Consider the following 23,489-nt stretch of genomic DNA (forward strand, 5'->3'; position numbering starts at 1 on the left):
TATGAAAAAAGTTTTAATAATTGGAGCAGGAGCAATGGGTGCAGCTTTTTCTGTTCCTTTAATTGATAATAATCAAAAAGTAACTTTGACTGAACCATATAACCTAAATTTACTAAAAAAATTAAAAAATAAAAAAAAATTTCATCCAGCTCTAAAAATTAACTTATCAAATAAACTCAATCTTAAGAAATTTAGTCCTGAACTTTTGAATGATAAATGGGATTTAATAGTTGTTGCTGTAAGCTCAGTAGGTATAGACATGATAAAAAATTATCTAAAAGATCTCAAACAAAAAACTTTAATACTTGTTTTAACAAAAGGTTTAAAATTTCAAAAAAAAAGTAAAAAATTAATTAGTATGTCTGAGCAATTAAATCAAAATAAACAGAATTTAAACATTTCAATATTAAAAGGGCCTTGTTTAGCAAAAGAATTAGCAAGGAAGGTAAAAAGTTATACTGTAATAGCAAATAAAAATATAAGTATTGCTAAAAAAATTGGAAAAATCATTTCAACTCATTATTACAAAACAGAATATTCATCAGATGTAAAAGGTGTTGAGTTTTCCTCTGCTATTAAGAATATTTACTCGATGATAATTGGATCGGGTCAAGGAAATAATACTTCATCCGCTTTATTCAGAAAATCAATAGATGAAATGAAATACTTAATTAAATTTTTTAGAGGAAGAGAAGAAACTGTATATGGTTTAGCTGGTATTGGAGATCTTTATGTGAGTGCAGTAGGTGGCAGAAATAGCAAAATGGGAGAATACTTAGGTAAAGGATTTTCTTTTAAAAATGCAAAAAAGAAATTTATGAGAAATGATACCATTGAAGGAGCTGATTTAGCCAATGAAATTGCACCCTACATTTTAAGAAAAATTAATAAGAAAAAAATTCCACTAATGATTGCATTATTAAATACAATTACTAAAAATAAAAAATTAAAAATAAATTATTAAACTTTTATTTGTTTAAAAAAGTTTCCATTGAATCATCCATCGCTTTTTCCCAAGGTGTGTGATGGATCGGTGCAACAGATCCAGTTACAGGTGATGAAAACGATTTATTTCTATAAGTTAGAATGTCTTCTACTTTATGGTGTTCCCATTCTTTAAAATGTTTTCTAATTAATTCAAAATCTATTTTAGGATAATCAGACATATCATGAAGCTCCTTGGTATATTCTGTTTGAAAATCAATCATTTGATCAGGATTTTCCAGTTTTTCTTCCATTGAAACCCATTTATTAATGTCTTTATCTATTTCTTCATTACTAGGCATTTTTATTTTGCCCATGATCACATCCCTTGCATACCAAGCTTGACAATCAAACATATTAAAGGTGTGAAACTGATCCTGCATTCCTAAGTATAAAAGTTTATGATTATCTTGCCACACAACTCCTTTATAAAGCTTTGGTGGATACAATCTGTTATGAGTTTTTAATTTTAAATTTTCATCTAAAAACGGGAAATGATGAAGATATCCAGTGCACAAGATCACTACATCAGCATTTTGTTCTGTTCCGTCTTTAAATACAGCTTTTTTTCCTTCTAGCCTATCCAAATAATGAACTTCTTTCATACCTTTTGGCCATTTAAACCCCATTGGGTTATGCCTATAACCAATGGTTACACTTTTAGCTCCATACTTATTGCATTGTAGAGCAACGTCCTCAGCAGAATAACTGCTTCCTAAAACAATCACATCTTTTCCTCTAAACTCTTCTGCATCTCTAAAATCATGAGAGTGCATAATTCTTCCTGGAAAAGAACTCATTCCGTCATATTCAGGAATAAATGGTACAGAAAAATGACCTGTAGATACTACCAAATAATCAAACGTATCATTTAAAATTTTATTATTAACTTTGTCTTGGTAGCTAATTTCGAACTTATCATTTTTATAAACAGTATTTGTAACTCTTGTATTAAATTTAATCTTACTTTTTATATTTCCTTTGCTCACTCTTCCTAAAATATAATCTTGCAACACTTCTCTTGGTGGGAAAGAGGGAATTGGTTTTCCAAAATGTTCATCAAAAGAATAATCAGCAAATTCTAAACACTCTTTAGGTCCATTAGACCATAAGTATCTGTACATACTGTTAGGCACAGGATCTCCATATTGATCTGAACCAGTTCTCCAGTTGTAGTTCCATAAACCACCCCAACTTTCTTGTTTTTCAAAGCAAACTATTTCAGGAATTTTTTCTCCTTTTTTTTCTAAATGCTCAAATGCTCTTAAAATTGAAAGTCCACATGGACCAGCGCCTATGATTGCAACTTTTGACATAGAATTTTTCCTATCATTAATAAATTTATAAATATATCTTAATACCAATTTAAAAAAAAATAAAATTATATTTTGCTATGGGTTTTATTTGGAATTATCCAACCACTATGTGGATAGGAGAAAATAGAATTGAAGATTTATCCTCAGCTTGTAAAGAGTTAAATATTTCAAATCCATTATTTGTAACAGACAAGGATTTAGTTAACTTAGATTTAATAAAAAATATAATATTAAGATTAAAAAAAAGTTTTGAAAATTTAGCTATCTTTTCTAATTTTACGGGAAATCCAATTGGAGAAAATGTGGAGGAAGGTGTTAAAGTTTATAATAACTCGGACTGTGATGGTGTAATAGCCTTAGGAGGCGGAAGTGGTTTAGATGTTGGAAAAGCCATAGCATTTATGTGTAATCAATCTCGACCTTTATGGGATTTCGAAGATATTAGTGATTACTGGACAAGAGCAGATAGTTCTAAAATTTCAAAAATTATTGCAGTTCCAACCACTGCTGGAACAGGATCTGAAACAGGTAGAGCATCTGCAATTATAAATAAAAAAACAGATGCAAAAAAAATTATTTTTCACCCAAAAATGTTACCTTCGATTGTTATTTTAGATCCTTTACTTACATTAGACTTATCTCCAAGATTAACAGCAGCAACAGGAATGGATGCACTTGCACATAATTTAGAAGCGTTTTGTGCACCAGGATATCATCCTATGGCCGATGGTATTGCAATAGAAGGAATGAAACTAATTAAAAATTCATTAATTAAAGCATTCATAAATGGAAAAGATGTTAAGGCTAGAATGGATTTACTCTCTGCAGCTTCAATGGGCTCGACTGCATTTCAGAAGGGACTGGGAGCAATTCACTCATTGAGTCACCCTATAAATGGAAAATTTAATGTTCACCATGGTTTATCTAACGCGATATTTATGCCTTATGTTTTAACATTTAATAAACCTTCAATCGAAAATAAAATAATATCGATTTGTGATTATCTTAATTTAAATAAAAATTTTGATAGTTTTTTAAATTGGATTTTAGAATTAAGAAAAAATTTAAATATTCCACATAAATTGTCAGATGTAATGGATTGTAATAATATTGATTTAGATGAACTTTCTTTAATGGCATTTAAAGACCCATCAACAGGAGGAAATCCCAAAAAATTAAGTCAAAGTGATCTAAAAGAAATATATATAAAAAGCATTTCTGGAGAATTATTTTAATGAAAAAAATATTGATAGTAGAAGGAAACTTACGAGAAGAAAATCAAAGTTTTTCTGCAGCTGGTATTCAAACGCATACGGAAAGCCTTAAAGATAGTTTGGCGTATTTTACAGACAAAATAGAAATTCACGTAGTTAATCCTTCTTCAGATGAAAATATCGATAAAAATATTGATGCACTTGAAAACTACGATGGCCTTATTTGGGGCGGAAGTAGTTTAAATATTTATAACAACACCCCAGAAATAAAAAGACAAATTGATTTCATGAAAGCGTGTCAGAAAAAAATTAAAAAAATTCTAGCAATTTGTTGGGGTATGCAAGTAGCTGTGACTGCAGCAGGAGGTGAGGTAAAAAAAGCGACAAAAGGATCTCATAGAGGGATTGCCTCAAATATAGAAATTAATGAAATTGGTTTAAATCATCCACTCTATAAAAATAAAAATCAAAAATTTAATACACCTGCATTTAATTTTGATGAAGTAGTTACAATGCCAGAAAATTCAATTTTATTAGCCTCAAACTCAATAAACAACGTTCAAGGAATAAATTTCAAAGTTGGAAACTGCAATATATGGGGACTTCAATATCATCCTGAAATTACTTTTAATAAAATGATCAATTTGATTATTTTCAGAAAAAAGAGACTTTTAGAAAAAGGTGCATTTAAAGATGAGAATGAGATAGATAAACACATTAAACATATAGAAACTGAGAATAATAAATTAGATAAAGTTTCTAGAATGAGAGAATTAGAGAACTGGTTAAACTACTTAAATTTAGAATAAACCTTCTATTTCACCCTTGTCATTTAATTTTATCGAGTCAGCTGCAGGAACTCTTGGAAGTCCTGGCATTGTCATAATTTCTCCACACACAACAACTATAAATTCAGCACCAGAAGAAAGTCTTACCTCTCTTACAGGCAAAACATGACCTGTGGGAGCACCTTTTAAATTTGGATCTGTTGAAAAACTATATTGAGTTTTTGCAATACAAACAGGTAATTTACCGTAACCTTTTTCTTCAAAATCTTTTAATTGTTGTCTAACTTTTGTATCAGCCACCACTTCAGAGGCGCTATAAATTTCTTGTGCAATTTTTTCTATTTTTTTGAATAACGGAAGATCATCCTCATATAAAAATTTAAATGTATCTTTTTTATCTTCACAAATTTCTGTAACATTTGTAGCCAGTTCAATAGTTCCTTCACTTCCATTTGACCAATGAGTACATTTAGAAGCTTTTACTCCTTGCGTTTCACAAAAATCTAACAAAGTTCTCATTTCATCTTCTGTATCAGTTATAAAATGATTAACTGCTACAGTAACAGGTAATCCAAATTTTCTAATATTATTAATATGTCTACGTAAATTTACCATTCCCTCTTTAAGTGCTGATACATTTTCTTTTTTTAAATCTTCTTTAGCAACTCCCCCATGCATTTTCAGTGCTCTTATAGTTGCAACAATTACAACGCAATCTGGTTTTAGACCAGATTTTCTACACTTAATATCCAAAAATTTTTCAGCTCCCAAATCAGCTCCGAACCCTGCCTCTGTTACAACGTAGTCAGCTAATTTGAGTCCAGCTTTAGTTGCAATAACCGAATTACATCCGTGTGCAATATTTGCAAAAGGTCCACCATGAATTATTGCAGGATTGTTTTCTAGAGTTTGAGTTACATTGGGTCTTATTGCTTCCTTAAGCAAAACAGTCATCGGGCCTTGTGCATTTAAATCTTTTGCATAAATTGCTTGCCTATCTCTAGTATAACCAATTGTAATATTTCCAATTCTGTTTTCTAAATCTTTCAAGTCTGTTGCTAAACAAAAAATAGCCATAAGCTCAGATGCAACTGTAATATCGAAACTATCTTGCCTTGGGTAACCATTAGCTACCCCTCCTAGATCAACAATAATAGATCTTAACGATCTATCATTCATATCCATTACTCTTCTCCAAACAATTCTTCTAACATCAATGTTAAGTTTGTTGCCCCAATAAATATGATTATCAATTAATGCAGATAGTAAATTATGTGCAGATGTAATTGCATGAAAGTCACCTGTAAAATGAAGATTAATTTGTTCCATTGGTACTACTTGGGCATAGCCACCACCAGCAGCTCCACCCTTCATTCCAAATGATGGACCAAGACTTGGTTCTCTTAAACAAACAATAGATTTTTTTCCAATTTTATTTAAACCGTCATTTAAACCAACCGAAGTTGTTGTTTTACCCTCCCCAGCAGGAGTGGGAGTGATTGCTGTAACTAAAATTAATTTACCATTTTCTTTTTTAAGAGTATTTAAATATTCCAGATTTATTTTGGCTATGTGTCTTCCCATAGGACTAAAAGCAAAATTTTCATCGGGGACACCCACCTTAGAAAGAATATCTTTTATTGGTTGCATCTGAGCTTCTCGAGCTATTTCAATGTCAGATTTTACTTCAGCCATAAATAATCCAAATAAATTAAAAGTTTTTTATCTGTGACTTCTTATCCTTTTTTGAGATATTTGGAAACTTCTAAAAAATATATATAAAAAAAATAAGCACTATTTAAATTGATTGTTATAAAATTATCTGATGCAAAAGTATTCTATATTTAATCTTGTTAAAAACGCTTTTTCAAACCATGAAAATTGGGATTTGGCTTGGAAAGATCCAACACCAAAGGAAGAATATGATGTTGTAATTATAGGTGGTGGAGGCCATGGTTTAGCTACAGCGTATTATCTTGCTAAAGAACATAACATTACAAAAGTTGCAATCATCGAAAAAGGATGGATTGGAGGAGGAAATGTAGGACGTAATACTACAATTATTAGATCTAATTATATGCATGACGAAAATGGTTTATTCAGTGAGTTTGGAATGGATTTATGGAGAAAGATGAGTCAAGACCTAAACTACAATGTGATGTTTTCTCCAAGGGGAATTATTAATCTTGCTCATTCGGATGCTCAAATGAATGCTTATGCAAGAAGAGGAAATTCTATGAGATTAAACGGAATAGATGCAGTTCTTTTAAATAGAGAGCAAGTTAAAGAAATTATTCCAATGGCAGATTTTTCTGACAACGTAAGATTTCCAATTTTTGGTGGTTTGATGCAACCAAGTGCAGGCACAGCAAGACATGATGCTGTTGCATGGGGTTATGCTCGTCAGGCAGACTCAATGGGGGTAGATATTATTCAGAATTGTGAAGTAATTGGATTTGATGTCTCAGCTGGAAAAATAAATGGCATTAGAACTTCACGTGGAAATATCAAAGCAAAAAAAGTTGGTTTATGTGTTGCAGGAAGCACAAATATATTAGCTGAAAAATTAAATATGACTTTACCAATTGAAACTCATTTGCTTCAAGCATGTGTTTCTGAACCAATTAAACCAGTTCTGGATAATGTAGTTACATTTGGTGCTGGTCATTTTTATGTGAGTCAGTCAGATAAAGGTGAAATGGTAATGGGTGGAGATTTAGATGGATACAATAGTTATGCACAAAGAGGAAACTTACCAACTCTACAACATGTATTGACAGAAGGGATTGCAATGATGCCATTTTTAAGCAAATTAAAAATGTTGAGAACCTGGGGTGGTATAATGGATATGTCAATGGACGGTTCTCCAATTATTGACAAAACTCATATTGAAGGATTGTATTTAAATTGTGGATGGTGTTATGGAGGATTTAAAGCTACACCTGCATCAGGTTGGACGTTTGCACACACAATTGCACAAGATAGAGTTCACGAATTAAACGCTGGTTATAGTTTAAATCGATTTAATACAGGCCATCTAATTGATGAAAAGGGACTAGGAACAAAAACCTGGATATCTTAAATGCTCTACATAAATTGCCCACACTGTGGAATGAGATCTCAAAATGAATTTTCATATGGTGGTGATGCAAGTGTTAAAAGACCAGAACTTAATAAAGAAGTTTCTGATCAAGAATGGGATAATTTTGTTTATAATAGAAAAAGTTTAAGAGGTAAGCATTTAGAGCTATGGCAACATATTTCTGGATGTAGGCAATGGATTAAAGTTGAGAGAGATACAGCAACCCATGAAATTTTCAGAACTTTTAAAGCTGATGAGGAAGTTGCTTAATGATTCAAGCTTTTAGAATTGAAAATAGCGGGTTAATAAATAGAGATAAAAAATTATCTTTTAAGTTTAATGGTAAAACTTACTTTGGTTATGAGGGTGACACATTAGCTTCAGCTTTATTAGCAAATGGAGTTCATTTAGTAGGAAGAAGTTTTAAATATCACAGACCCAGAGGTTTCTTTGGAGTTGGGGTAGATGAACCCTATGCAGTTGTACAACTTTATAGAAATGGTGAAACAGAACCTAATATTAAAGCTACTGAGCAGGAGCTATTTGATGGTTTAGAGGCAAAAAGTGTTAATTGTTGGCCAAGTGTTAATTTTGATATAGGTGCAATCAATAATTTTTTGAGAATTTTTTTACCAGCAGGTTTTTATTACAAAACTTTTATGTGGCCTAAAAGTTTTTGGTATCGAATTTATGAGCCATTTATTAGAAAAGCAGCTGGTTTAGGTGTAGCTTCAATTAAACATGATAAAGAACGATATGAACATAAATATGAATATTGTGATTTATTAATTGCAGGCTCAGGACCTTCAGGATTAGCTAGTGCATATGCTGCAGCAAAAAATGGAGCCAAAGTTATTCTGGCTGAAGATAAACCAAGATTTGGCGGATCTTTACTAACCAGTGATGTCAATATTGGCAATCAATCAGGAAAAGATTGGGCTGAGGGGATAATTGCAGAACTAAAAACAATGCCAAATGTTGTTGTTAAAAATAGATCTCAAATTTTTGGATATTATGATCACAACATGCTTGTTATGTCGGAAAAAGTTAGCGATCATTTACCTACAACTAAAAATTATCACCCTAATAAAAGACTATGGTACATTCGTGCAAAAGAAGTTTTGATTTCTTCAGGATCAATTGAAAGACCAATAGTTTTTGGAAATAATGATACACCAGGAGTTATGCTCTCCTCAGCCGCTAAAGAATATTTAAAAGTATATGGTGTTTTAGTTGGAAGAAAACCACTAGTGTTTACAAATAATGACAGTGGATACGAAACAGCAATTGAATTTAAAAAGCATGGAGTAGATCCAGTTGTTTTAGACTCAAGAAAAAATCCTGAGTCAGAAATAATTGACGAAGCAAAAAATTTAGGAATTAATATTAAAAATTCATATGTTGTTGTTGCAGCACAAGGATATAAAAAAGTAAAATCCGCAGATATTGCATCTATTTCTGAAGACAAAAAAAAACTTGGTAAAATAGAAAATATAGAGTGTGATTGTATTTGTGTTTCAGGTTTTTGGACACCAACCATTCATTTGGCCTCACAATCAGGAAATAAAACGAAGTTTAAAGAGGAAATTGATGCATTTGTCCCAGGGCAATCAAAACAAAATGAAATTACTCTAGGTGCAGCCAATGGAGTATTTACACTGGAGGAAACTTTAAAAACTTCATTTAAAGCAGGAAGTGAATTATCAAAAAAAATTACTGAAAATGATAATGAGATAGCTATTCCAAATGTTGTTGAAAAGAAATCTTCTCAACATGATAAGTTCTGGTGCGTTCCATTGCCGAAAGGTAAAAATTATAAAAGGTTTTTAGATTTCCAAAATGATGTAGCAGTATCTGATATAGAAATAGCTTTAAGAGAAGGGTATCGATCAATTGAACACGTTAAAAGATATACCACTTTAGGAATGGCAACAGATCAAGGAAAAACAAGTAATTTAAATGGATTGCAATTGGTATCCGAAATTGAAAATAAAGTTGTTCCTGCAGTAGGTCATACAACTTTTAGACCCCCATATACTCCAGTTTCTATTGGAGCAATAGTAGGAAGGGAAGTTGGAAAACACTCAAAACCAACAAGAAAATCTCCAATGCATTCATGGCATGAAAAAAATAATGCAGTTTTTGTTGATGCGGGTGTTTGGTTAAGACCAAGGTATTATAAAAGAGGGAATGAAAATTTATTTGAGGGATCAAAAAGAGAAGCAAAAAATGTAAGAACAAACGTGGGTGTTTGTGATGTAACTACATTAGGTAAAATAGATATTAAGGGACCAGATGCAGCGGAGTTATTAAATAGGGTCTATACAAATGCATGGTTGAAGCTACCAGTCGGTAAAGCTAGATATGGCGTAATGTTGAGAGAAGATGGAATTGTAATGGATGACGGAACAACTACAAGAATTTCTGAAAATCATTATCATATGACGACAACAACAGCTCAAGCAGCAAACGTTCTTTCGCATTTAGAATATTATTTGCAACTAGTTTGGCCTGAATTAAATGTGAATGTAGTTTCAACTACAGAACAGTGGGCAGGAGCAGCTATCGCTGGACCTAAATCTAGACATTTATTACAAAAATTATTTCCAAATTCAGATGTATCAAATGAAGGTTTGCCTTTCATGGGATACATGGAAGGAGATTTATCTGGTGTTAAAGCAAGAATTTTTAGAATTTCGTTCTCAGGCGAGCTTGCTTATGAAGTAAATGTTGAGTCTGATTATGGAAATTTCATGTGGGAAAAAATAATGGAAGTTGGTGAGGAATTTAACATTCAACCGTATGGAACAGAAGCATTATCAACTCTTAGAATTGAAATGGGACATGTTGCTGGATCAGAACTTGATGGTAGAACAATTCCATTCGACAACGCCTTAGAAGGTCTTGTTAGCAAAAAGAAAGATTTTATTGGAAAAAGATCATTACAAAGATCTGCATTTATAGCTGAAGATAGACAAAGAATAGTGGGCGTAGTTCCATTAGATAAACAAACAAGTATACCAGAAGGATCTCACTTAGTTAAAGATGATAAAGCACCGTTACCAAATCCAAAATTAGGTCATATCTCTGCATCTTGCTGGAGTGTTGAATATGATAATCCTTTTTCTTTGGCAATTTTGAAAGATGGAAAAAATATGATCGGTCAAAAGCTTTTTGCGATGTCGCCACTTAAAAACAAAGTAATACCAGTTGAAATAGTTTCATCACATTATGTAGACCCAAAAGGTGAAAGAGTTAGATCATGATATTAATTTCAGCTTTATCAAATGTTCATACAAAAGGTCAATTCGGAGATTATGAAGGTAAAAATAAAAATGAAATACTTAAAATATCTGAAATCAAAAATTTATTAATTGTTCAAATAGTTCAGTACAAAAATTCTTCAGTTTCATTTGAGGGTATTGATATTGATGGTTTAAAATTAAAAAACGAACCTTTAACTGTAGCATTTAATGACACTACAAGGATTATGTGGAATGGACCAAAAAACTGGTTTTTAGTTTCAACTAAAAAAGATTTAATAAAAGATATAGCAGATAAATTTAAATATACAGACTTTGCTGTAACAGATTTATCACATTCAAGAGCTATTATTGAAATTGAGGGTAATGATACGTTAGAAGTTTTAAAAAAAGGATGCCCTTTTAATTTTGATACATTAGATAAAAATAATTCAATTAACTCAACTTATAATGGAATAGCTTTTACTGTTGATAGGTTGGGTGAAAATCCAAATAAAGTGAGGTTATTTACTCTAAGAAGTTATGGAGAATCTTTATATCATTCTATTACAGATGCATCTCTAGAGTTTGGTTTTGAATCTTTATAAGGTTAATTTTCAATCTCTTGTTGTAATATAAACACCTATAGAAGTTATTAGAAATCCAATTAAGTCTAAGCTAGATAAACTTTCATTTAAGAAAAGCCATGCCATAAAAGCAGATGTAGCAGGGATTAAAAAAAATATGGAAACAGTTTTGCTAGCTGAATTGTGTTTTATTAAATACATTAAGATAGTAAATGCACCGAATGATACTAAAAATATTTGATGACTCATTGCAATAATAAATGTTTGTGAGAAATCAATATATGGATCAACAAAAAAGATTATTATTAACAAATGAAATAAACAGCCACCAAGAGCTTGATTCATATTACTAGTAGACAAAGGCAAGTTGTTACTCAATTTTTTTTGCCATAAAGTTGAAAATGTAATTGCTAATAACGCTATTATTGTTGCGATCAATCCTGCTGTAGGTATTTTAGAACCAATATCAAAACCTAATACAAGCCCTGCACCAGTAAATCCTAATAAGACACCTATCCACTGTTTGGTAGATACTTTTTCATTCAAGATTGGACCACTTAATGCATTTGTAAGAACTGGTTGGAGAGTTACTATTAATGCCGCAATCCCTGTAGGCATACCTATTGAAATGGAATAAAAGACACCTCCTAGATAAAAACCATGAAAAAGAACTCCACTAAAAAAAGATTCAAAAAAGTTTTTTTTACTAATTAATATTTTTTGTTTTGAATAAATAGAAAATAAAAAAAAACCAAAAGCAACTAAAGCAAATCTAAAAGTTAGCGCAGCAAATGGATCACTATTATCTATAATAGGTTTTGTTGTTATAAATGCAGAAGACCACAGAAGTACAAATATAAAAGGAAATATTCTAAGCATAATATTTAATAAGCAAATAAATTTAATAAAATCAAATAAATCAACGCCTAAAATGAACTAATTAACTATAGATATATTTTACCAAATCACTTAGGTTTTGTTTATGAATTTTAGATTGTTTAAGATTTTTACTATTTTAGTATCATTTCTGTTTTTAACTGGTTTTACACCTTTTATATCAATTCTTGGTCCAGGTGTTACAGTTCTTACTTCTGGTAATATTTATAAAGCAACCGCCCAATTAATAATTGATCAAAGCATTAAAAAGAAAACTGGTAAAAATTCTTTAACTTTAGTTAAAGAAGAATTAGATAAGAAAAAAAATAAAAATGAATTTAATGAAGAATTAAGAAATCTTGTTGAAGAAAGAATAAACATGACTCGAAAAAAACTTGAGGAACAAGAATTGAGAAAGTTAATAAAAAAGAGAATAAATATTACTAGATCAATTATTAATTTAAATAATACTACTCAATAATATTAAGGTATATCAGATTTTCCTGTTTAGTTTCTTTGCACCACATTTCATAGCTTTCACAAACCCTCCACAAATGGTCAAAAGCTCTTTGTGAAATTTCTAGTGGAAAATGACTTTTGGTATAATAAAGTTTAGGTATTTTCATTAAAAATTTAACCATAGAATCTTTTTGAAGTTCTAAAAGTCTTAAAGTTTCCTTATTAATTTTTTTCTTAGTTATCTTATCAATGAATTTATTATTCTTAATTTCTGAAAACCATTTATTATGAAATTCTCCAGAACTTAAAATGTCATATTCTTTAGTAGTCATAAAAATTTCAAATGCTTGTATATTGTTAATTTCTGGATTTTGTTTTTTAATTTCAATTATATTCGAATAAACAAATTCTGCAGCTCTCAAGACATATGGCTTTTCAGTCTTATTAGTCATTAGTTAATTTTTATTTTTAACCATAGCTGAATGAGCCAAAATTAAGTTAGGATCAAAAAAAAGTTTTGAGGATTTAACATTTTTAAATGATTTGAATGCAAAAATTGCAATAGGTAGCTCTGTACAACCTAAAATAATTTTTTTGCATTTCATTTTAATTAAGGAATTTATTGCAGGTTTAATTGCTTTTGCTGCTAACTTTACATTACCCATTTTAACTAATTTAATTGCTTTATTAACTGACAATTTTTGTATTTTTTGAGATGGCTCTATTAATTGATAATCTTTTTCAAAAAATTTTTTATAAACTCCAGTTTTAAGAGTACCTTCAGTTGCTAAGAGACCGACTTTGGAGTTTTTTTTACATTTTTTTTTTGTAAATTTGAAAACTTCTTTTGGCATATTGATTATTGGAATATTGATTTTTTTTTGTAAGTCATCAAACCAATAATGAGCAGTGTTACAAGGGATAACTATAAATTTACATTTATTTTTTTCTAGTAGCTTACAACCTTTTAGCAAGCTCTTTAAAACTTTATCATATTTTGCTCTACTTATTTTATTTGTAGATTTGTTAGAAAGATTTTTAGTTTGAGAGCCAATAGATTCAGGTCTGCCAGGAATATTTGATTTATTATAAAGTATAAATAATGGATACTCTTGATCAATCTTTCCTCTATTCAGAACAGCAAGCTTATTACAAAAATCAAGACCTGCTTGAGTTCCCATTCCACCTAAAATTCCAATCATAATTTTGATTAATTTATTAATTTTTTAATTTAAATCTATAATTAAAAATTGTGTTTAAAGATTGTTATTGAATAAGGTATTGGCTGAATAATAAATTTTTAAATTTAGATATATTTTTCAGCCAATAGGAAGTGTGAAATTATGCAGTTTTTAAGTTAACTGCTGAAGGACCTTTAGGACCATCTTCAACATCGAAAGTCAAAGCTTGACCCTCATCTAAACCGTTCATACCAGCATCTCTTACCGCTGAAACATGTACAAACACATCTTTTTCTTTATCTTCTCTTTCAATAAAACCAAAACCTTTGGTTGGATTGAACCACTTTACTTTACCTTGTAGACTCATATTTATCTTCTTACTTTTTGTTATGTTTAATTATTACTTATAATTAAGTAATATTGGCTTTGTTTAGATTTTATTGGGTTTTGTCAACAAAATAGATCAACTTATAAAATAATCTTTTAAATATCATCTATAAGCATAGTTAAATAAACAGAATTAATGTCCTCTTTATAGTGCGCAAAAGGTTCGCACACCGTGAAACCAGTTTTTTTGAAAAGTTTTCTTGCTGGTATAAAAAAATCACCTGCTCCTGTTTCTATACTCAATCTTTTTATTTTAAGCTTTTTAGCTTCTTTAATTAAATGATTGATTACATTAATCCCTTGGCCTTGCATTCTAAAATTATCGTGAATCCTAATCGATTTAAATTCTCCATGTTCTTTATCTAAAAATTTTAAAGCACCACAACCGATTAATTTTCTATCATCCCACAAACTCCAAAATTTTATTGATGGTACTTTTAAACCAGGAATATCTAGGACGTGAGCACTTCCTTCTGGGGAGGCGGCTCTTAGCTCAACAAAATGTTTAGTTAGAAGTTCATTAACTTCTGGATTATCAAAATTACCTTCAATTGATTTTAACATTTATACTAAAGTTGTGATATGACCCATTTTTCTTTTTTCTTTTATATCTTTTTTTAAATAATCAAAGAAAAATTCATTATCATTAAACTTTTGCATGTTTCTGTAATGAGTAATTTGATTACCAAGTAAATTCATCATTTTAGCATTAGATATTTTTTTTAAAGGGATTTGTTCTAAACCACACACAGCTCTTACATGATTTTCAAATTGACTCACATTAAAAGCATTTATTGTTAGATGTCCTGAATTGTGTACTCTTGGAGCAATTTCATTAACATAAAGATTATCATTTCTATCAATAAAAAATTCTACACACAAAGTTCCGACATATTTAAGTTCTTCAGCTATTAACATTGCCCAATCTTTAGATTGATTAAAAATTTTTTCATTAATTTCAGCAGGTATTTTTGAATATTTTAAAATTTGATCCTCATGTGTATTTTCAATTGGTTCATAAATTTCGTATTTATTATTACTAAACCTTGTGATTATAATTGAAATCTCTTTTTTTAATTTCACAAGTTTTTCAAGTATATATCCTTTTGAAAAATCAATATTCAATGAATTAAGGTCTTCACCTGATTTAATTGGATACTGACCTTTGCCATCATAACCAAGTGTTGTGGTTTTTAATATTCCTGGTAAAAAATCTTCTAAAGCATCTATGTCAGATTTTTTTTCAATCGAAACATATCTTGTTGTTCTAATATTTAATTTATTAACAAAATCTTTTTCAGCTAATCGATGTTGAATTAATCTGTTAACAGAAGGCTTTGGCAAAACAGGTTTAAATTTGTTTATTTCATTTAATGTTTCAAATGGAATATTTTCAAATTCATAAGTTACTAAATCAACTTGATTTATAAATTCTGATATTTTTTCTTTATTATTATAACTTCCTGTAACAAATTTATTACAAAAATTTTGTGCTGGCGCATCTATATCATCACAAAAAACAACAGTTTTAACATTTAATTTTTTAGCTGCTATTGCAAGCATACTTCCAAGTTGACCACCCCCAATGATACCAAGAGTAATTTCTGACATTTTATTTTGGAGATTTTTTTACAGATTTAGTTTGTGATGTTCTAAAATTTTTAAGTTTTTTTCGAACATCTGAATTATTATTAGCAATTATTGCTGCAGCTAATAAAGCAGCATTAATGGCGCCATCCTCTCCTATAGCAAGCGTTCCCACAGGTATTCCTTTAGGCATTTGAGCGATTGATAACAAACTATCCAACCCTTTAAGTTTTTTACTTTCAACAGGAACACCAAGTACTGGCACATGTGTAAGCGCTGATATCATACCTGGAAGATGAGCAGATCCTCCAGCACCTGCAATTATTACTGCTATATTATTTTGCTCAACTTTTGCGGCATATTCATACATTCTTTGTGGTGTTCTGTGAGCAGATATAATTTTTGTTTCAAATGAAACTCCAATTTTTTTTAGGGTTTTTTCGGCTAGTTTCATTACTTTATAGTCAGATTGACTCCCCATTATGATTGAAACTTTTAATTTACTATTTTTTTTCATGAAAATTGATCAATCTGTTTATTTCAAAATTAACTTAAAATTTCAATAAAATTAATAGTATTTAAAATACATATTGATTAGACTTAAGCTTACTATGAATTATAAAATCGATAATCTTCAATACTGTAATTGGTCTAGAAAAATCTTTGAGATCAACAGATCTGCCGGATTAGATGCTGTTCATGTTACCATTGTCTACCATGAAGATTTTGATGAATTGCAACTCGAAATAAAAAAATGGGAAAAATTATTTCATGAAAACCCTGATTTAATTTTTCCTGGTAAGAATTATCAAGACATTGATAAAGCTAATAAAGAAAACAAAACCGCAATATTCTTTGGTTTTCAAAATTGTTCGCCAATTGAAGATGATATAAAGTTAGTTGAAAAGGTTCATGAATTAGGATGTAGATTTATGCAACTTACTTATAATAACCAATCTTTGCTAGCAACAGGATGTTATGAAAAAATAGACAGCGGAGTTACAAATTTTGGACGCGAGGTTATAAGAGAAATGAATAGAATTGGCCTTGTAGTCGACATGTCACATTCTGCAGAAAAAAGCACTATAGATGCAATTGAATTCAGTGAAAAACCAATCGCAATTACTCATGCTAATCCTTCTTTTTGGCACCCGGCTAAAAGAAACAAATCCTCAGATTTATTAAAAATTTTAAGTGATAGCGGTGGTATGTTGGGTTTATCATTATACCCTCATCATTTAAAAGATAATACAAATTGTACTTTGGATAGTTTTTGTGAAATGGTCGCTAAAACAGCTGAAATAATGGATGTAAAAAAAATAGGAATAGGATCAGATCTTTGTTTAGATCATCCAGATACTGTTGTTGAATGGATGAGAAATGGCTCTTGGTCTAAAAGTAAAAATTATGGTGAAGGTTCAAAAAATAAACCAGGTTTTCCAAAACAACCTGATTGGTTTCATGATGCAAGAGGGTTCTCAAATATTGAAAAAGGTTTAAAAAAAGTAGGTTTTTCAGATACCGAGACACATGGAATACTTGGAAATAACTGGTACAATTTTTATAAATCAATTTAATTATGAAAGTTGAATTAAGAGACCCAAACAAGATAATGAAATTATCAAGGCTTGGATCTTTTCATCAATCAAAATTATCTTTTTTAAGAAGTTTTCTTAATGAATTTAAAGAGTGGGAATATAAAAGAGATTTATTTAATTTAAATGAAAATGGTTTTGGAGAAGCTGTTTATTCATTTAAAAAAAATAAAAGAGTTTATTCTTTAGTTTGTTTTGCAAATGAAATCAAAGATGAAGAAAGATCAGACAGAGTTATTGCAACAAAATGGGATGCAGCTTTTACATTACATGATGGAGTTCCTACAAAAAAAGACATCGAAAGGTTAAAAAATGAAGTTCCAAAACAAGAAGTTGGTAGACTTTCATATAAAGAGTTAACTTTATCGAGAGCAAATAAATCAGTAAGAATATATAATCATGTAGTTGAAAGTTTGAGCAAAGGCCAGCAACCAGATTTAAACTTATTATCAAAAGTAGGTTATTTATATAGAACTACGGCAGTATATGGCTCGGGTAAATTTGGTCTTGCAGATCGATTTAGAATTAAAAATCGTGAAGAAATTAATGGTCCATTCAGATTAGAAATGATGTTGGTTTATTTGGTAAGACAATTTACTTTTGATCAAGTTAATCATGTTGCTTATTATAAAAATCCAAAAACAGCAGTTAAGCTAGATGATAATATTTGTAAAAACTTGGGAATAGGTAATTCCACAGGTTTGGGCATGGCTCCTTTCATAGTTAATCACCCAACTCTACTAAATAATTGGATTTTAAGTAGAGAAAAGGCACTTAAAAAAATTAGAGAAATCAAAGACGCAAAAAGTCAAGATAGTGATTTATTTATAGATTGTGTAAAAAAATCATTAAGAAATATTACAAGCTGGAATTCAGATAGCGAATATCAACAAAAAAAAATTTCTTCATTATTAAAGGATGTTGAAAAATTCTTAAATTTTATAGATAAAGATTTTAATTTTGAGAGCGAATATCCTTTTAACAAGATCTATGAATGGTTAGAAGAAAATACTTGTGAGGAATGTATTGAATACGTAGTTTCAATAATGATGGAACCTTATAACAATATTGTAAATCCTTTGGTAAAAGAAATGAGTTCAGACGAAGAAAAATATTTTAATATTCCAACGTATAGAAAAGTTGATGAATTGAGGAATATAATTGAAGCAAAGTATCCAAACATTTTAGATATTAATTTTGAAGAAAAAGAAAATAATAAAAACTTTTGGTTTATTTCAAAAAATAAAGAAGAACCTAGATTGGCAGATCGTTTTGAAGAACATGGATCAGAATTAGAACAACCTTTAGCAATAGCAAGAGATATAAAAAAACTTTATGACAAATTATTAGTCTCAAAAAGTAGTTTAACTATTGCTGAATTTTTAACATCAAATTCTGAATTAAGACATGTCGTGAGGAGAGCATTCATAGTAGAAAAATTTCCTTATTCAGAAATACAAGATAATACAATTGGTAAAGATTTAATGCCAATTGATATGCTAAGATTAAAATTATCTTTTTTTGGGGCATTAAAGTTTGATCCACGATCTGACAAATGGTTAAGAATTTGTATGTTCCAAGGTGCTCCACTTCCAAATGAGCTAAAAAGTTATGATGAGCAGTGGGTATATAAAACCAATATTTAATAATGAAATCTCTGAGTGAAATTGAAACTACTGTTAAAAGAGCTTCAAAGGCGGCAGGATATTCTTGGGGAGTTTCCGAGGAAACAGGAAAAAGTATAAGATTGTTAGAGCTATTTAGTTTACCGGGTATTAAGCACCTTAATGAATATTTAAATCAAAAAAATAAAAGTAAATTTGAAAGTTTAAATTTAATTAGTAAAAATAATTCTTCATCGAATAATCCTTACTGTCCAATTACTTTAGGTGTTAGTTTTTTAGATCAAATAAATGTTTTAGAAAATTTAAAAAAAATTGAGTTTAAAAATGTTGCTTATCCACTAATTTTTATTTCCTTTATAAGTCGTTCATCAGAAATTATTGGAAAAAAAATTAATGTAAAAATAGATGAAAAAAAAATGTTACTAAATCTAAATGTAAATATTTTTTCAAATTTTATTGATCAAGAATTTCCAAAGATAGCGAATATGATTGAGGTCAATCTACTTGAAAATGAAGATAACTTTACAGACGATGAATGGAATAATTTATACAAGTTATCCGAAGAAACTTTTGTTGAAGAGAGTGACAGTTTAAAAGAGGGTGCGGCAGGTGCTGGTTTGACAGATAATGATTGATAAAATTGATGAAAAAAATCTAAAGGTAGATACTGAAGAATTAAACAATATTTGTGATGAATGCAAAGAGGAAGATGAGAGTGTCACTCAAAATTTAATTCTTACTGGGTTTAAATTATGTAAATCTTGTAGAGTCTCTAAGACTATATTTCCACTTTAACTGATTTGACTTACTGGAAGCATATTCATTCTACTCATCACAAATGAGATAGATAAAAATGCAATAATTAAAAAGGATAAAAGTACAATCCCAAAAGATTTAAAATTAGATTTTAAACTCAATATTTGTTTAGTTGAAATTATTAAACCTGCAAAAATCCAAAACTGTGTAAGAAAAATTATTGGTATCATTAAATCTGGTGTGACCGCAAAAAATCTTAATAAACCAGGGGCATGTGCAAATCCAACAGCTGTTAAAACTTTTTTGAATGAAACTTTGGTTTGCTTATCAGGAAATAATTTAACTCCAATTACAAAAATAAAAATCGCCCATATTAGCCAAGTAACTATTGCAGTTAGACCCGACATTGCAATAGCTGTTTTAATAATGGTATTAGCTGCTACTGCTCCAGCGATACCATCTAGGATCATTATAATACCAGCAAAGTATATTGATGCTTCTCCAAAATTTTTATTATCCGAATAAAGAGTTTTGTCTAATTTAATTGACTTAAAAATTATATTTAAAAATTCAGCAAACATTAATTTTTTTTATTTTTATTTTTTTGAGCTTTATAAGAAACAATTAATGGAAATATTATTAAAGCAATAGCAATGATAATGCAAACTGCTATTAAAAAACTTTTGGTCATTAGAATTGAAAAGGGGAGCTGAAATTAGCTCCCCCATAGTAAATTTTAGCCTTTTACAACTTCTCTTGTATTTGCATTGAAAGACTCTTTGAATGGAATATCCACAACTACAGCATCTACAGGTGTTCCTGGAGTGTCCGAGTATTTTTCTGGAAGATGAACTTTAAACTTAGTTCCAACTTTACCTTTTGGAAATCCATTAGGGTTTAAAGTTCCATCAAATGGAACGTAACCCATAGCAATATTAGTTTTCTTTTCCGGATGCCACCATGGAGAAGTAATAAATCCGACTGGATCTCCACCACTTTCTGGTGATACTAACCAAAAGTCTGGCGCATAATCGTCAATAGGCTTACCACCTAATTCCATCCCAACTAATTGAAGTTTGTATGGTTTTTGACCAGCTTTTATGTCTGCTTTCATTTTTTCTAAAGCAGCTTTACCAACATAGTCAGCTTTTTTATTCCATTCACCTTTACCAGATAATGAAACTTGATAACCTAAATTGCATTGAAACGGATTATGTTGTTGATCCATGTCTTGCCCCCAAGAAAGAATACCAGCTTGTATTCTTCTGTGGTGCGCAGGCGCAATAACCATTAAGTTATGTTTTTTTCCTGCATCCAATACTGCATTCCACATATCTTCAGCATATAAAGTTGCATTTCTTAAATATATTTCATAACCAGCTTCTCCTGAAAAACCAGATTGAGAAATTACACAACTTCTTCCACCAATTTTTGCTTCTGCTAATCCATAGAAAGGCATATTATCAAAATCAACTTGATCTCCACAAAGATCTTTCATTAAAGCTTTTGATTTAGGACCTTGAATTTGTACTGGACATGCATCAATTTCTTCAATTGTACAGTTAAATCTTCCATCTGCATTTACACCTTGTAAATACATTCCTATATCAGAGTCTGATAATGAAAACCAAAATTCATCTTTTGAAATTCTTAAAAGAATAGGATCATTTAAAACTCCTCCATAAGCATTACACAAGATTACATATCTAGCTCTCATAGGTGAAATTTTTGTTGCATCTCTAGTTATAACGTAGTCAGTAAACTTTTCTGCATCAGGACCTTTAACTCTTATTTGTCTTTCAACAGCAACGTTCCACATTGTTACATGGTTTACGATAGCATCGTATTCAACCATTGCTCCACCATCTTCAGGTTTTACATAGCCTCTTGGGTGATAAATTCGATTGTATACAGTTGCTCTCCAACAACCTGCCTGCATTGATAAATGCCAATAAGGTGACTTTCTTACCCTTGTTGAAATTAATAATTCAACTTTAGTTGGCCCACTTTGTCTTAAATTGTATGGTACTTCTCTATCAGATTGATCAACAGAAGTAACATGTTGTACTTTAGTATAGTCAAATTCTTTAGACATAACTATTCTCCTTCAACCACTTGTTAGTTTCCTTCAAGCCGCCGAATGTATAAATGTGGAAGTTATCAGTGTGCGATTTAACTTTCCCAATTAAATCATTAGGGTCTTTAGGTTTCAATAAATCCAATGCCTTACTAAAATTAGATTTAAGAAAGTTTAAGGAATTTTTTGCCCCAACAATATTAGCAAATTTAATTAGGCTAGATATTTTTAATGGCCCAGTAATTCCCACATGCACTGGTACGCTTTGCTTAGAAATAAAATCTATAATAGGCTGAGGATCAAGTAACCACTGTGTAACAATATAATCAGCGTAAGGCTTTTTATCTATCATAGCTTTTTCTAAATCTGAGTCGGATATATCAGGACTCCCCTCGGGATGTCCAGCAATTCCTATTTTCATTTTTTCAAAATAACCTGTCTCTAAAAGTTGAAAGGAACTATCAAACTTACCTGTCGGTTCTCTTCCACCTCCAATAATTAAGGCTTGCTTTACTCCTCCATCTTTGCATCTAGAAACATAATCTTTAAGTTCTTTTTCATCATGCATTGATCTAGCAGGAAAATGAGGCACAGGGTTAAATCCTTTCTTTACAAGCTCTACTGCTTTATCAGCAGTTTCTCTGTAATCACCTCCAGGTAGCATTGTAATGTAAACATCAGACAATGCTGGAACTGTATCAACCTCTGTTTTAGGTCCTATTTCCAATGAAAAATTCATAAGGGAGATCTTTATTTATTTTGAAATATGAGTCTAGAAAATTCGATGCAACAAATAATCAATTATTTTATCTGGCCTCTATGCTTTTGGATCCTTCTTCCATATTCTTGAGTGACTCTATCAAAGACAATTGCGAGAGCAACTATTGCTAATCCATTCATCATACCAAGAGCCAAATATTGGTTAGAAACAGCTCTTAATATTGGCACACCTAGACCTTTTACACCTATCATAGAAGCAATAACCACCATAGCTAAAGCCATCATTATGGTTTGGTTTACACCAGCAAAAACAGTGGGTAAAGCTAGAGGAATTTGAACAGATTTTAATTTTTGAGTTGTAGTTGCTCCAAAAGCTTCACTAGCCTCTAAAGTCTCTTTATCTACTTCTCTAATACCTAAATTAGTTAATCTAATAATTGGAGGAACTGCATAAACACAAACAGCAATTAATCCTGGGACTTTTCCAATTCCTAACAACATCAAGATTGGGATCAAATAAACAAAACTAGGAATTGTTTGCATCATATCCAATACAGGAAGTATTGCCTTTTCAGCTCTAGATGATCTAGCCATTACAATTCCTATTGGGATACCAATAACAATACAAATTATTGTGCATACAGTAATAATAGCCACTGTTGCCATGCAATCTTCCCACATTCCAAAATAACCAATTAATAAAAAAGCAATTGCACTTCCTGTAACTAATTTCCAACTTTTTGAACCTAACCAGGCTAATCCACAAATTATTCCAATAATAATTATCCATGGAGTGGATAATAATAATTTTTCTAATGATACTAAAAAAAATAATAATGGATCAAAAAATGCCTCTATGCTGTCTCCATATTCTTTTGAAAAATTTCTAAAAGCTAAGTCGATACCTTTTCTTAGCTCCATTTGGGATCTTCTTCCCATTTCTGGAAATTCAGTAAAAAATTCCATAAATATTAAATTTTACGAGCCTATATTAAATAGGCTCGTAATTAAAA

General features: G+C 30.4%; 25 protein-coding genes. 12 read left to right on the plus strand and 13 right to left on the minus strand.

Annotated elements, in window-relative coordinates:
* Position 1: 1 nt before the first annotated feature.
* Positions 2–964: a 2-dehydropantoate 2-reductase N-terminal domain-containing protein gene (locus ACTT9R_RS00585; RefSeq protein ID WP_440926140.1), complete on the plus strand. Its 963-nt coding sequence runs from the start codon at positions 2–4 to the stop codon at positions 962–964.
* A gap of 4 nt (positions 965–968) precedes the next feature.
* On the opposite strand, the gene ACTT9R_RS00590 is transcribed toward ACTT9R_RS00585, so the two are convergent.
* Positions 969–2,300, minus strand: a complete 1,332-nt coding sequence (locus tag ACTT9R_RS00590; RefSeq protein WP_440926141.1) for an NAD(P)-binding domain-containing protein — start codon at positions 2,298–2,300, stop codon at positions 969–971.
* Between the two features lie 77 nt (positions 2,301–2,377).
* On the opposite strand from ACTT9R_RS00590, the gene ACTT9R_RS00595 reads away from it, so the two are divergent.
* Together ACTT9R_RS00595 and ACTT9R_RS00600 are read left to right on the plus strand one after the other, a co-directional pair.
* A complete protein-coding gene (locus tag ACTT9R_RS00595) occupies positions 2,378–3,535 on the plus strand; it encodes an iron-containing alcohol dehydrogenase (RefSeq protein ID WP_440926142.1) in 1,158 nt (385 codons plus the stop codon).
* Positions 3,535–4,323: a type 1 glutamine amidotransferase gene (locus ACTT9R_RS00600; protein WP_440926143.1), complete on the plus strand. Its 789-nt coding sequence runs from the start codon at positions 3,535–3,537 to the stop codon at positions 4,321–4,323. The genes ACTT9R_RS00595 and ACTT9R_RS00600 overlap by 1 nt, the downstream gene beginning before the upstream one ends.
* Here the strand turns inward: ACTT9R_RS00600 and ACTT9R_RS00605 are convergent.
* Positions 4,315–5,997: a formate--tetrahydrofolate ligase gene (locus ACTT9R_RS00605; protein ID WP_440926144.1), complete on the minus strand. Its 1,683-nt coding sequence runs from the start codon at positions 5,995–5,997 to the stop codon at positions 4,315–4,317. The genes ACTT9R_RS00600 and ACTT9R_RS00605 overlap by 9 nt on opposite strands.
* A gap of 130 nt (positions 5,998–6,127) precedes the next feature.
* Here ACTT9R_RS00605 and ACTT9R_RS00610 point away from each other — a divergent pair, with 130 nt between their 5' ends.
* From ACTT9R_RS00610 to ACTT9R_RS00625, 4 genes are read left to right on the plus strand one after another with little or no spacing between them, the layout of a single operon-like run.
* On the plus strand, positions 6,128–7,384 hold the full coding sequence (locus tag ACTT9R_RS00610; protein ID WP_440926145.1) for a sarcosine oxidase subunit beta family protein: 1,257 nt from the start codon (positions 6,128–6,130) through the stop codon (positions 7,382–7,384).
* On the plus strand, positions 7,385–7,654 hold the full coding sequence (locus tag ACTT9R_RS00615; RefSeq protein WP_023854156.1) for a sarcosine oxidase subunit delta: 270 nt from the start codon (positions 7,385–7,387) through the stop codon (positions 7,652–7,654).
* Complete coding sequence (locus ACTT9R_RS00620) at positions 7,654–10,650, plus strand: sarcosine oxidase subunit alpha family protein (RefSeq protein WP_440926146.1); 2,997 nt, start codon at positions 7,654–7,656, stop codon at positions 10,648–10,650. The genes ACTT9R_RS00615 and ACTT9R_RS00620 overlap by 1 nt, the downstream gene beginning before the upstream one ends.
* Complete coding sequence (locus tag ACTT9R_RS00625) at positions 10,647–11,234, plus strand: sarcosine oxidase (protein WP_440926147.1); 588 nt, start codon at positions 10,647–10,649, stop codon at positions 11,232–11,234. Before ACTT9R_RS00620 ends, ACTT9R_RS00625 begins: the two co-directional genes overlap by 4 nt.
* 9 nt (positions 11,235–11,243) lie before the next feature.
* Here ACTT9R_RS00625 and ACTT9R_RS00630 read toward each other — a convergent pair whose 3' ends face one another.
* The gene (locus tag ACTT9R_RS00630; RefSeq protein WP_440926148.1) at positions 11,244–12,092 is read right to left on the minus strand and encodes a DMT family transporter; all 849 of its coding nucleotides are present in this window, start codon (positions 12,090–12,092) and stop codon (positions 11,244–11,246) included.
* A gap of 103 nt (positions 12,093–12,195) precedes the next feature.
* Between ACTT9R_RS00630 and ACTT9R_RS00635 the strand changes: the two genes are divergently transcribed.
* A complete protein-coding gene (locus ACTT9R_RS00635) occupies positions 12,196–12,570 on the plus strand; it encodes a hypothetical protein (RefSeq protein ID WP_440926149.1) in 375 nt (124 codons plus the stop codon).
* Here the strand turns inward: ACTT9R_RS00635 and ACTT9R_RS00640 are convergent.
* The 6 genes from ACTT9R_RS00640 to purE all read right to left on the minus strand — a co-directional run bounded on the left by ACTT9R_RS00640 (position 12,560) and on the right by purE (position 16,220).
* Positions 12,560–13,000 carry a hypothetical protein gene (locus ACTT9R_RS00640; protein WP_440926150.1) on the minus strand — a complete coding sequence of 147 codons (441 nt, stop codon included), beginning with the start codon at positions 12,998–13,000 and terminating at the stop codon, positions 12,560–12,562. The genes ACTT9R_RS00635 and ACTT9R_RS00640 overlap by 11 nt on opposite strands.
* Before the next feature lie 3 nt (positions 13,001–13,003).
* On the minus strand, positions 13,004–13,750 hold the full coding sequence (locus ACTT9R_RS00645) for an aspartate/glutamate racemase family protein (protein WP_440926151.1): 747 nt from the start codon (positions 13,748–13,750) through the stop codon (positions 13,004–13,006).
* A gap of 139 nt (positions 13,751–13,889) precedes the next feature.
* Positions 13,890–14,096 (minus strand): cold-shock protein, encoded by a 207-nt coding sequence (locus ACTT9R_RS00650; protein WP_008545539.1) that lies wholly within the window; start codon positions 14,094–14,096, stop codon positions 13,890–13,892.
* 116 nt (positions 14,097–14,212) lie between these two features.
* On the minus strand, positions 14,213–14,680 hold the full coding sequence (locus ACTT9R_RS00655) for a GNAT family N-acetyltransferase (protein ID WP_440926152.1): 468 nt from the start codon (positions 14,678–14,680) through the stop codon (positions 14,213–14,215).
* Entirely contained in the window at positions 14,681–15,727 is a 1,047-nt protein-coding gene (locus tag ACTT9R_RS00660) for a 5-(carboxyamino)imidazole ribonucleotide synthase (RefSeq protein ID WP_440926153.1), read from the minus strand.
* A 1-nt stretch (position 15,728) separates the two neighbouring features.
* Complete coding sequence (gene purE, locus ACTT9R_RS00665) at positions 15,729–16,220, minus strand: 5-(carboxyamino)imidazole ribonucleotide mutase (protein ID WP_440926154.1); 492 nt, start codon at positions 16,218–16,220, stop codon at positions 15,729–15,731.
* A 94-nt stretch (positions 16,221–16,314) separates the two neighbouring features.
* Between purE and ACTT9R_RS00670 the strand changes: the two genes are divergently transcribed.
* Genes ACTT9R_RS00670 through ACTT9R_RS00685 form a run of 4 tightly spaced genes read left to right on the plus strand, consistent with a single transcriptional unit; the run spans position 16,315 to position 19,718 of the window.
* A complete protein-coding gene (locus tag ACTT9R_RS00670; RefSeq protein ID WP_440926155.1) occupies positions 16,315–17,280 on the plus strand; it encodes a membrane dipeptidase in 966 nt (321 codons plus the stop codon).
* A 2-nt stretch (positions 17,281–17,282) separates the two neighbouring features.
* Entirely contained in the window at positions 17,283–18,944 is a 1,662-nt protein-coding gene (locus ACTT9R_RS00675; protein ID WP_440926156.1) for a hypothetical protein, read from the plus strand.
* Positions 18,945–18,946: 2 nt separating this feature from the next.
* Positions 18,947–19,558: a DUF3726 domain-containing protein gene (locus tag ACTT9R_RS00680; protein WP_440926157.1), complete on the plus strand. Its 612-nt coding sequence runs from the start codon at positions 18,947–18,949 to the stop codon at positions 19,556–19,558.
* A complete protein-coding gene (locus tag ACTT9R_RS00685; RefSeq protein ID WP_168189248.1) occupies positions 19,551–19,718 on the plus strand; it encodes a hypothetical protein in 168 nt (55 codons plus the stop codon). The genes ACTT9R_RS00680 and ACTT9R_RS00685 overlap by 8 nt, the downstream gene beginning before the upstream one ends.
* Here the strand turns inward: ACTT9R_RS00685 and ACTT9R_RS00690 are convergent.
* The 4 genes from ACTT9R_RS00690 to ACTT9R_RS00705 all read right to left on the minus strand — a co-directional run bounded on the left by ACTT9R_RS00690 (position 19,715) and on the right by ACTT9R_RS00705 (position 23,442).
* Complete coding sequence (locus ACTT9R_RS00690; RefSeq protein WP_075503920.1) at positions 19,715–20,260, minus strand: hypothetical protein; 546 nt, start codon at positions 20,258–20,260, stop codon at positions 19,715–19,717. The two genes, ACTT9R_RS00685 and ACTT9R_RS00690, sit on opposite strands and share 4 nt — an antisense overlap.
* Before the next feature lie 155 nt (positions 20,261–20,415).
* Positions 20,416–21,774 (minus strand): aminomethyl transferase family protein, encoded by a 1,359-nt coding sequence (locus tag ACTT9R_RS00695; protein ID WP_440926158.1) that lies wholly within the window; start codon positions 21,772–21,774, stop codon positions 20,416–20,418.
* Complete coding sequence (locus ACTT9R_RS00700; protein ID WP_440926159.1) at positions 21,767–22,495, minus strand: methylenetetrahydrofolate reductase; 729 nt, start codon at positions 22,493–22,495, stop codon at positions 21,767–21,769. The genes ACTT9R_RS00695 and ACTT9R_RS00700 overlap by 8 nt, the downstream gene beginning before the upstream one ends.
* A 62-nt stretch (positions 22,496–22,557) precedes the next feature.
* Entirely contained in the window at positions 22,558–23,442 is an 885-nt protein-coding gene (locus tag ACTT9R_RS00705; protein ID WP_440926160.1) for an ABC transporter permease, read from the minus strand.
* Between the last annotated feature and the right edge of the window lie 47 nt (positions 23,443–23,489).

Source organism: Candidatus Pelagibacter sp., from assembly GCF_052049835.1.
GTDB lineage: Bacteria > Pseudomonadota > Alphaproteobacteria > Pelagibacterales > Pelagibacteraceae > Pelagibacter.

Coding starts and splice junctions, on each gene's coding strand:
- ACTT9R_RS00635 (WP_440926149.1), top strand. CDS start 12,196: ATGAATTTTAGATTGTTTAAGATTTTTACTATTTTAGTATCATTTCTG.
- ACTT9R_RS00655 (WP_440926152.1), bottom strand. CDS start 14,680: ATGTTAAAATCAATTGAAGGTAATTTTGATAATCCAGAAGTTAATGAA.
- ACTT9R_RS00680 (WP_440926157.1), top strand. CDS start 18,947: ATGAAATCTCTGAGTGAAATTGAAACTACTGTTAAAAGAGCTTCAAAG.
- ACTT9R_RS00675 (WP_440926156.1), top strand. CDS start 17,283: ATGAAAGTTGAATTAAGAGACCCAAACAAGATAATGAAATTATCAAGG.
- ACTT9R_RS00585 (WP_440926140.1), top strand. CDS start 2: ATGAAAAAAGTTTTAATAATTGGAGCAGGAGCAATGGGTGCAGCTTTT.
- ACTT9R_RS00595 (WP_440926142.1), top strand. CDS start 2,378: ATGGGTTTTATTTGGAATTATCCAACCACTATGTGGATAGGAGAAAAT.
- ACTT9R_RS00615 (WP_023854156.1), top strand. CDS start 7,385: ATGCTCTACATAAATTGCCCACACTGTGGAATGAGATCTCAAAATGAA.
- ACTT9R_RS00590 (WP_440926141.1), bottom strand. CDS start 2,300: ATGTCAAAAGTTGCAATCATAGGCGCTGGTCCATGTGGACTTTCAATT.
- ACTT9R_RS00625 (WP_440926147.1), top strand. CDS start 10,647: ATGATATTAATTTCAGCTTTATCAAATGTTCATACAAAAGGTCAATTC.
- ACTT9R_RS00610 (WP_440926145.1), top strand. CDS start 6,128: ATGCAAAAGTATTCTATATTTAATCTTGTTAAAAACGCTTTTTCAAAC.
- ACTT9R_RS00605 (WP_440926144.1), bottom strand. CDS start 5,997: ATGGCTGAAGTAAAATCTGACATTGAAATAGCTCGAGAAGCTCAGATG.
- ACTT9R_RS00660 (WP_440926153.1), bottom strand. CDS start 15,727: ATGTCAGAAATTACTCTTGGTATCATTGGGGGTGGTCAACTTGGAAGT.
- ACTT9R_RS00705 (WP_440926160.1), bottom strand. CDS start 23,442: ATGGAATTTTTTACTGAATTTCCAGAAATGGGAAGAAGATCCCAAATG.
- ACTT9R_RS00700 (WP_440926159.1), bottom strand. CDS start 22,495: ATGAATTTTTCATTGGAAATAGGACCTAAAACAGAGGTTGATACAGTT.
- ACTT9R_RS00640 (WP_440926150.1), bottom strand. CDS start 13,000: ATGACTAATAAGACTGAAAAGCCATATGTCTTGAGAGCTGCAGAATTT.
- ACTT9R_RS00685 (WP_168189248.1), top strand. CDS start 19,551: ATGATTGATAAAATTGATGAAAAAAATCTAAAGGTAGATACTGAAGAA.
- ACTT9R_RS00630 (WP_440926148.1), bottom strand. CDS start 12,092: ATGCTTAGAATATTTCCTTTTATATTTGTACTTCTGTGGTCTTCTGCA.
- ACTT9R_RS00645 (WP_440926151.1), bottom strand. CDS start 13,750: ATGATTGGAATTTTAGGTGGAATGGGAACTCAAGCAGGTCTTGATTTT.
- ACTT9R_RS00670 (WP_440926155.1), top strand. CDS start 16,315: ATGAATTATAAAATCGATAATCTTCAATACTGTAATTGGTCTAGAAAA.
- ACTT9R_RS00690 (WP_075503920.1), bottom strand. CDS start 20,260: ATGTTTGCTGAATTTTTAAATATAATTTTTAAGTCAATTAAATTAGAC.
- ACTT9R_RS00650 (WP_008545539.1), bottom strand. CDS start 14,096: ATGAGTCTACAAGGTAAAGTAAAGTGGTTCAATCCAACCAAAGGTTTT.
- ACTT9R_RS00695 (WP_440926158.1), bottom strand. CDS start 21,774: ATGTCTAAAGAATTTGACTATACTAAAGTACAACATGTTACTTCTGTT.
- purE (WP_440926154.1), bottom strand. CDS start 16,220: ATGAAAAAAAATAGTAAATTAAAAGTTTCAATCATAATGGGGAGTCAA.
- ACTT9R_RS00600 (WP_440926143.1), top strand. CDS start 3,535: ATGAAAAAAATATTGATAGTAGAAGGAAACTTACGAGAAGAAAATCAA.
- ACTT9R_RS00620 (WP_440926146.1), top strand. CDS start 7,654: ATGATTCAAGCTTTTAGAATTGAAAATAGCGGGTTAATAAATAGAGAT.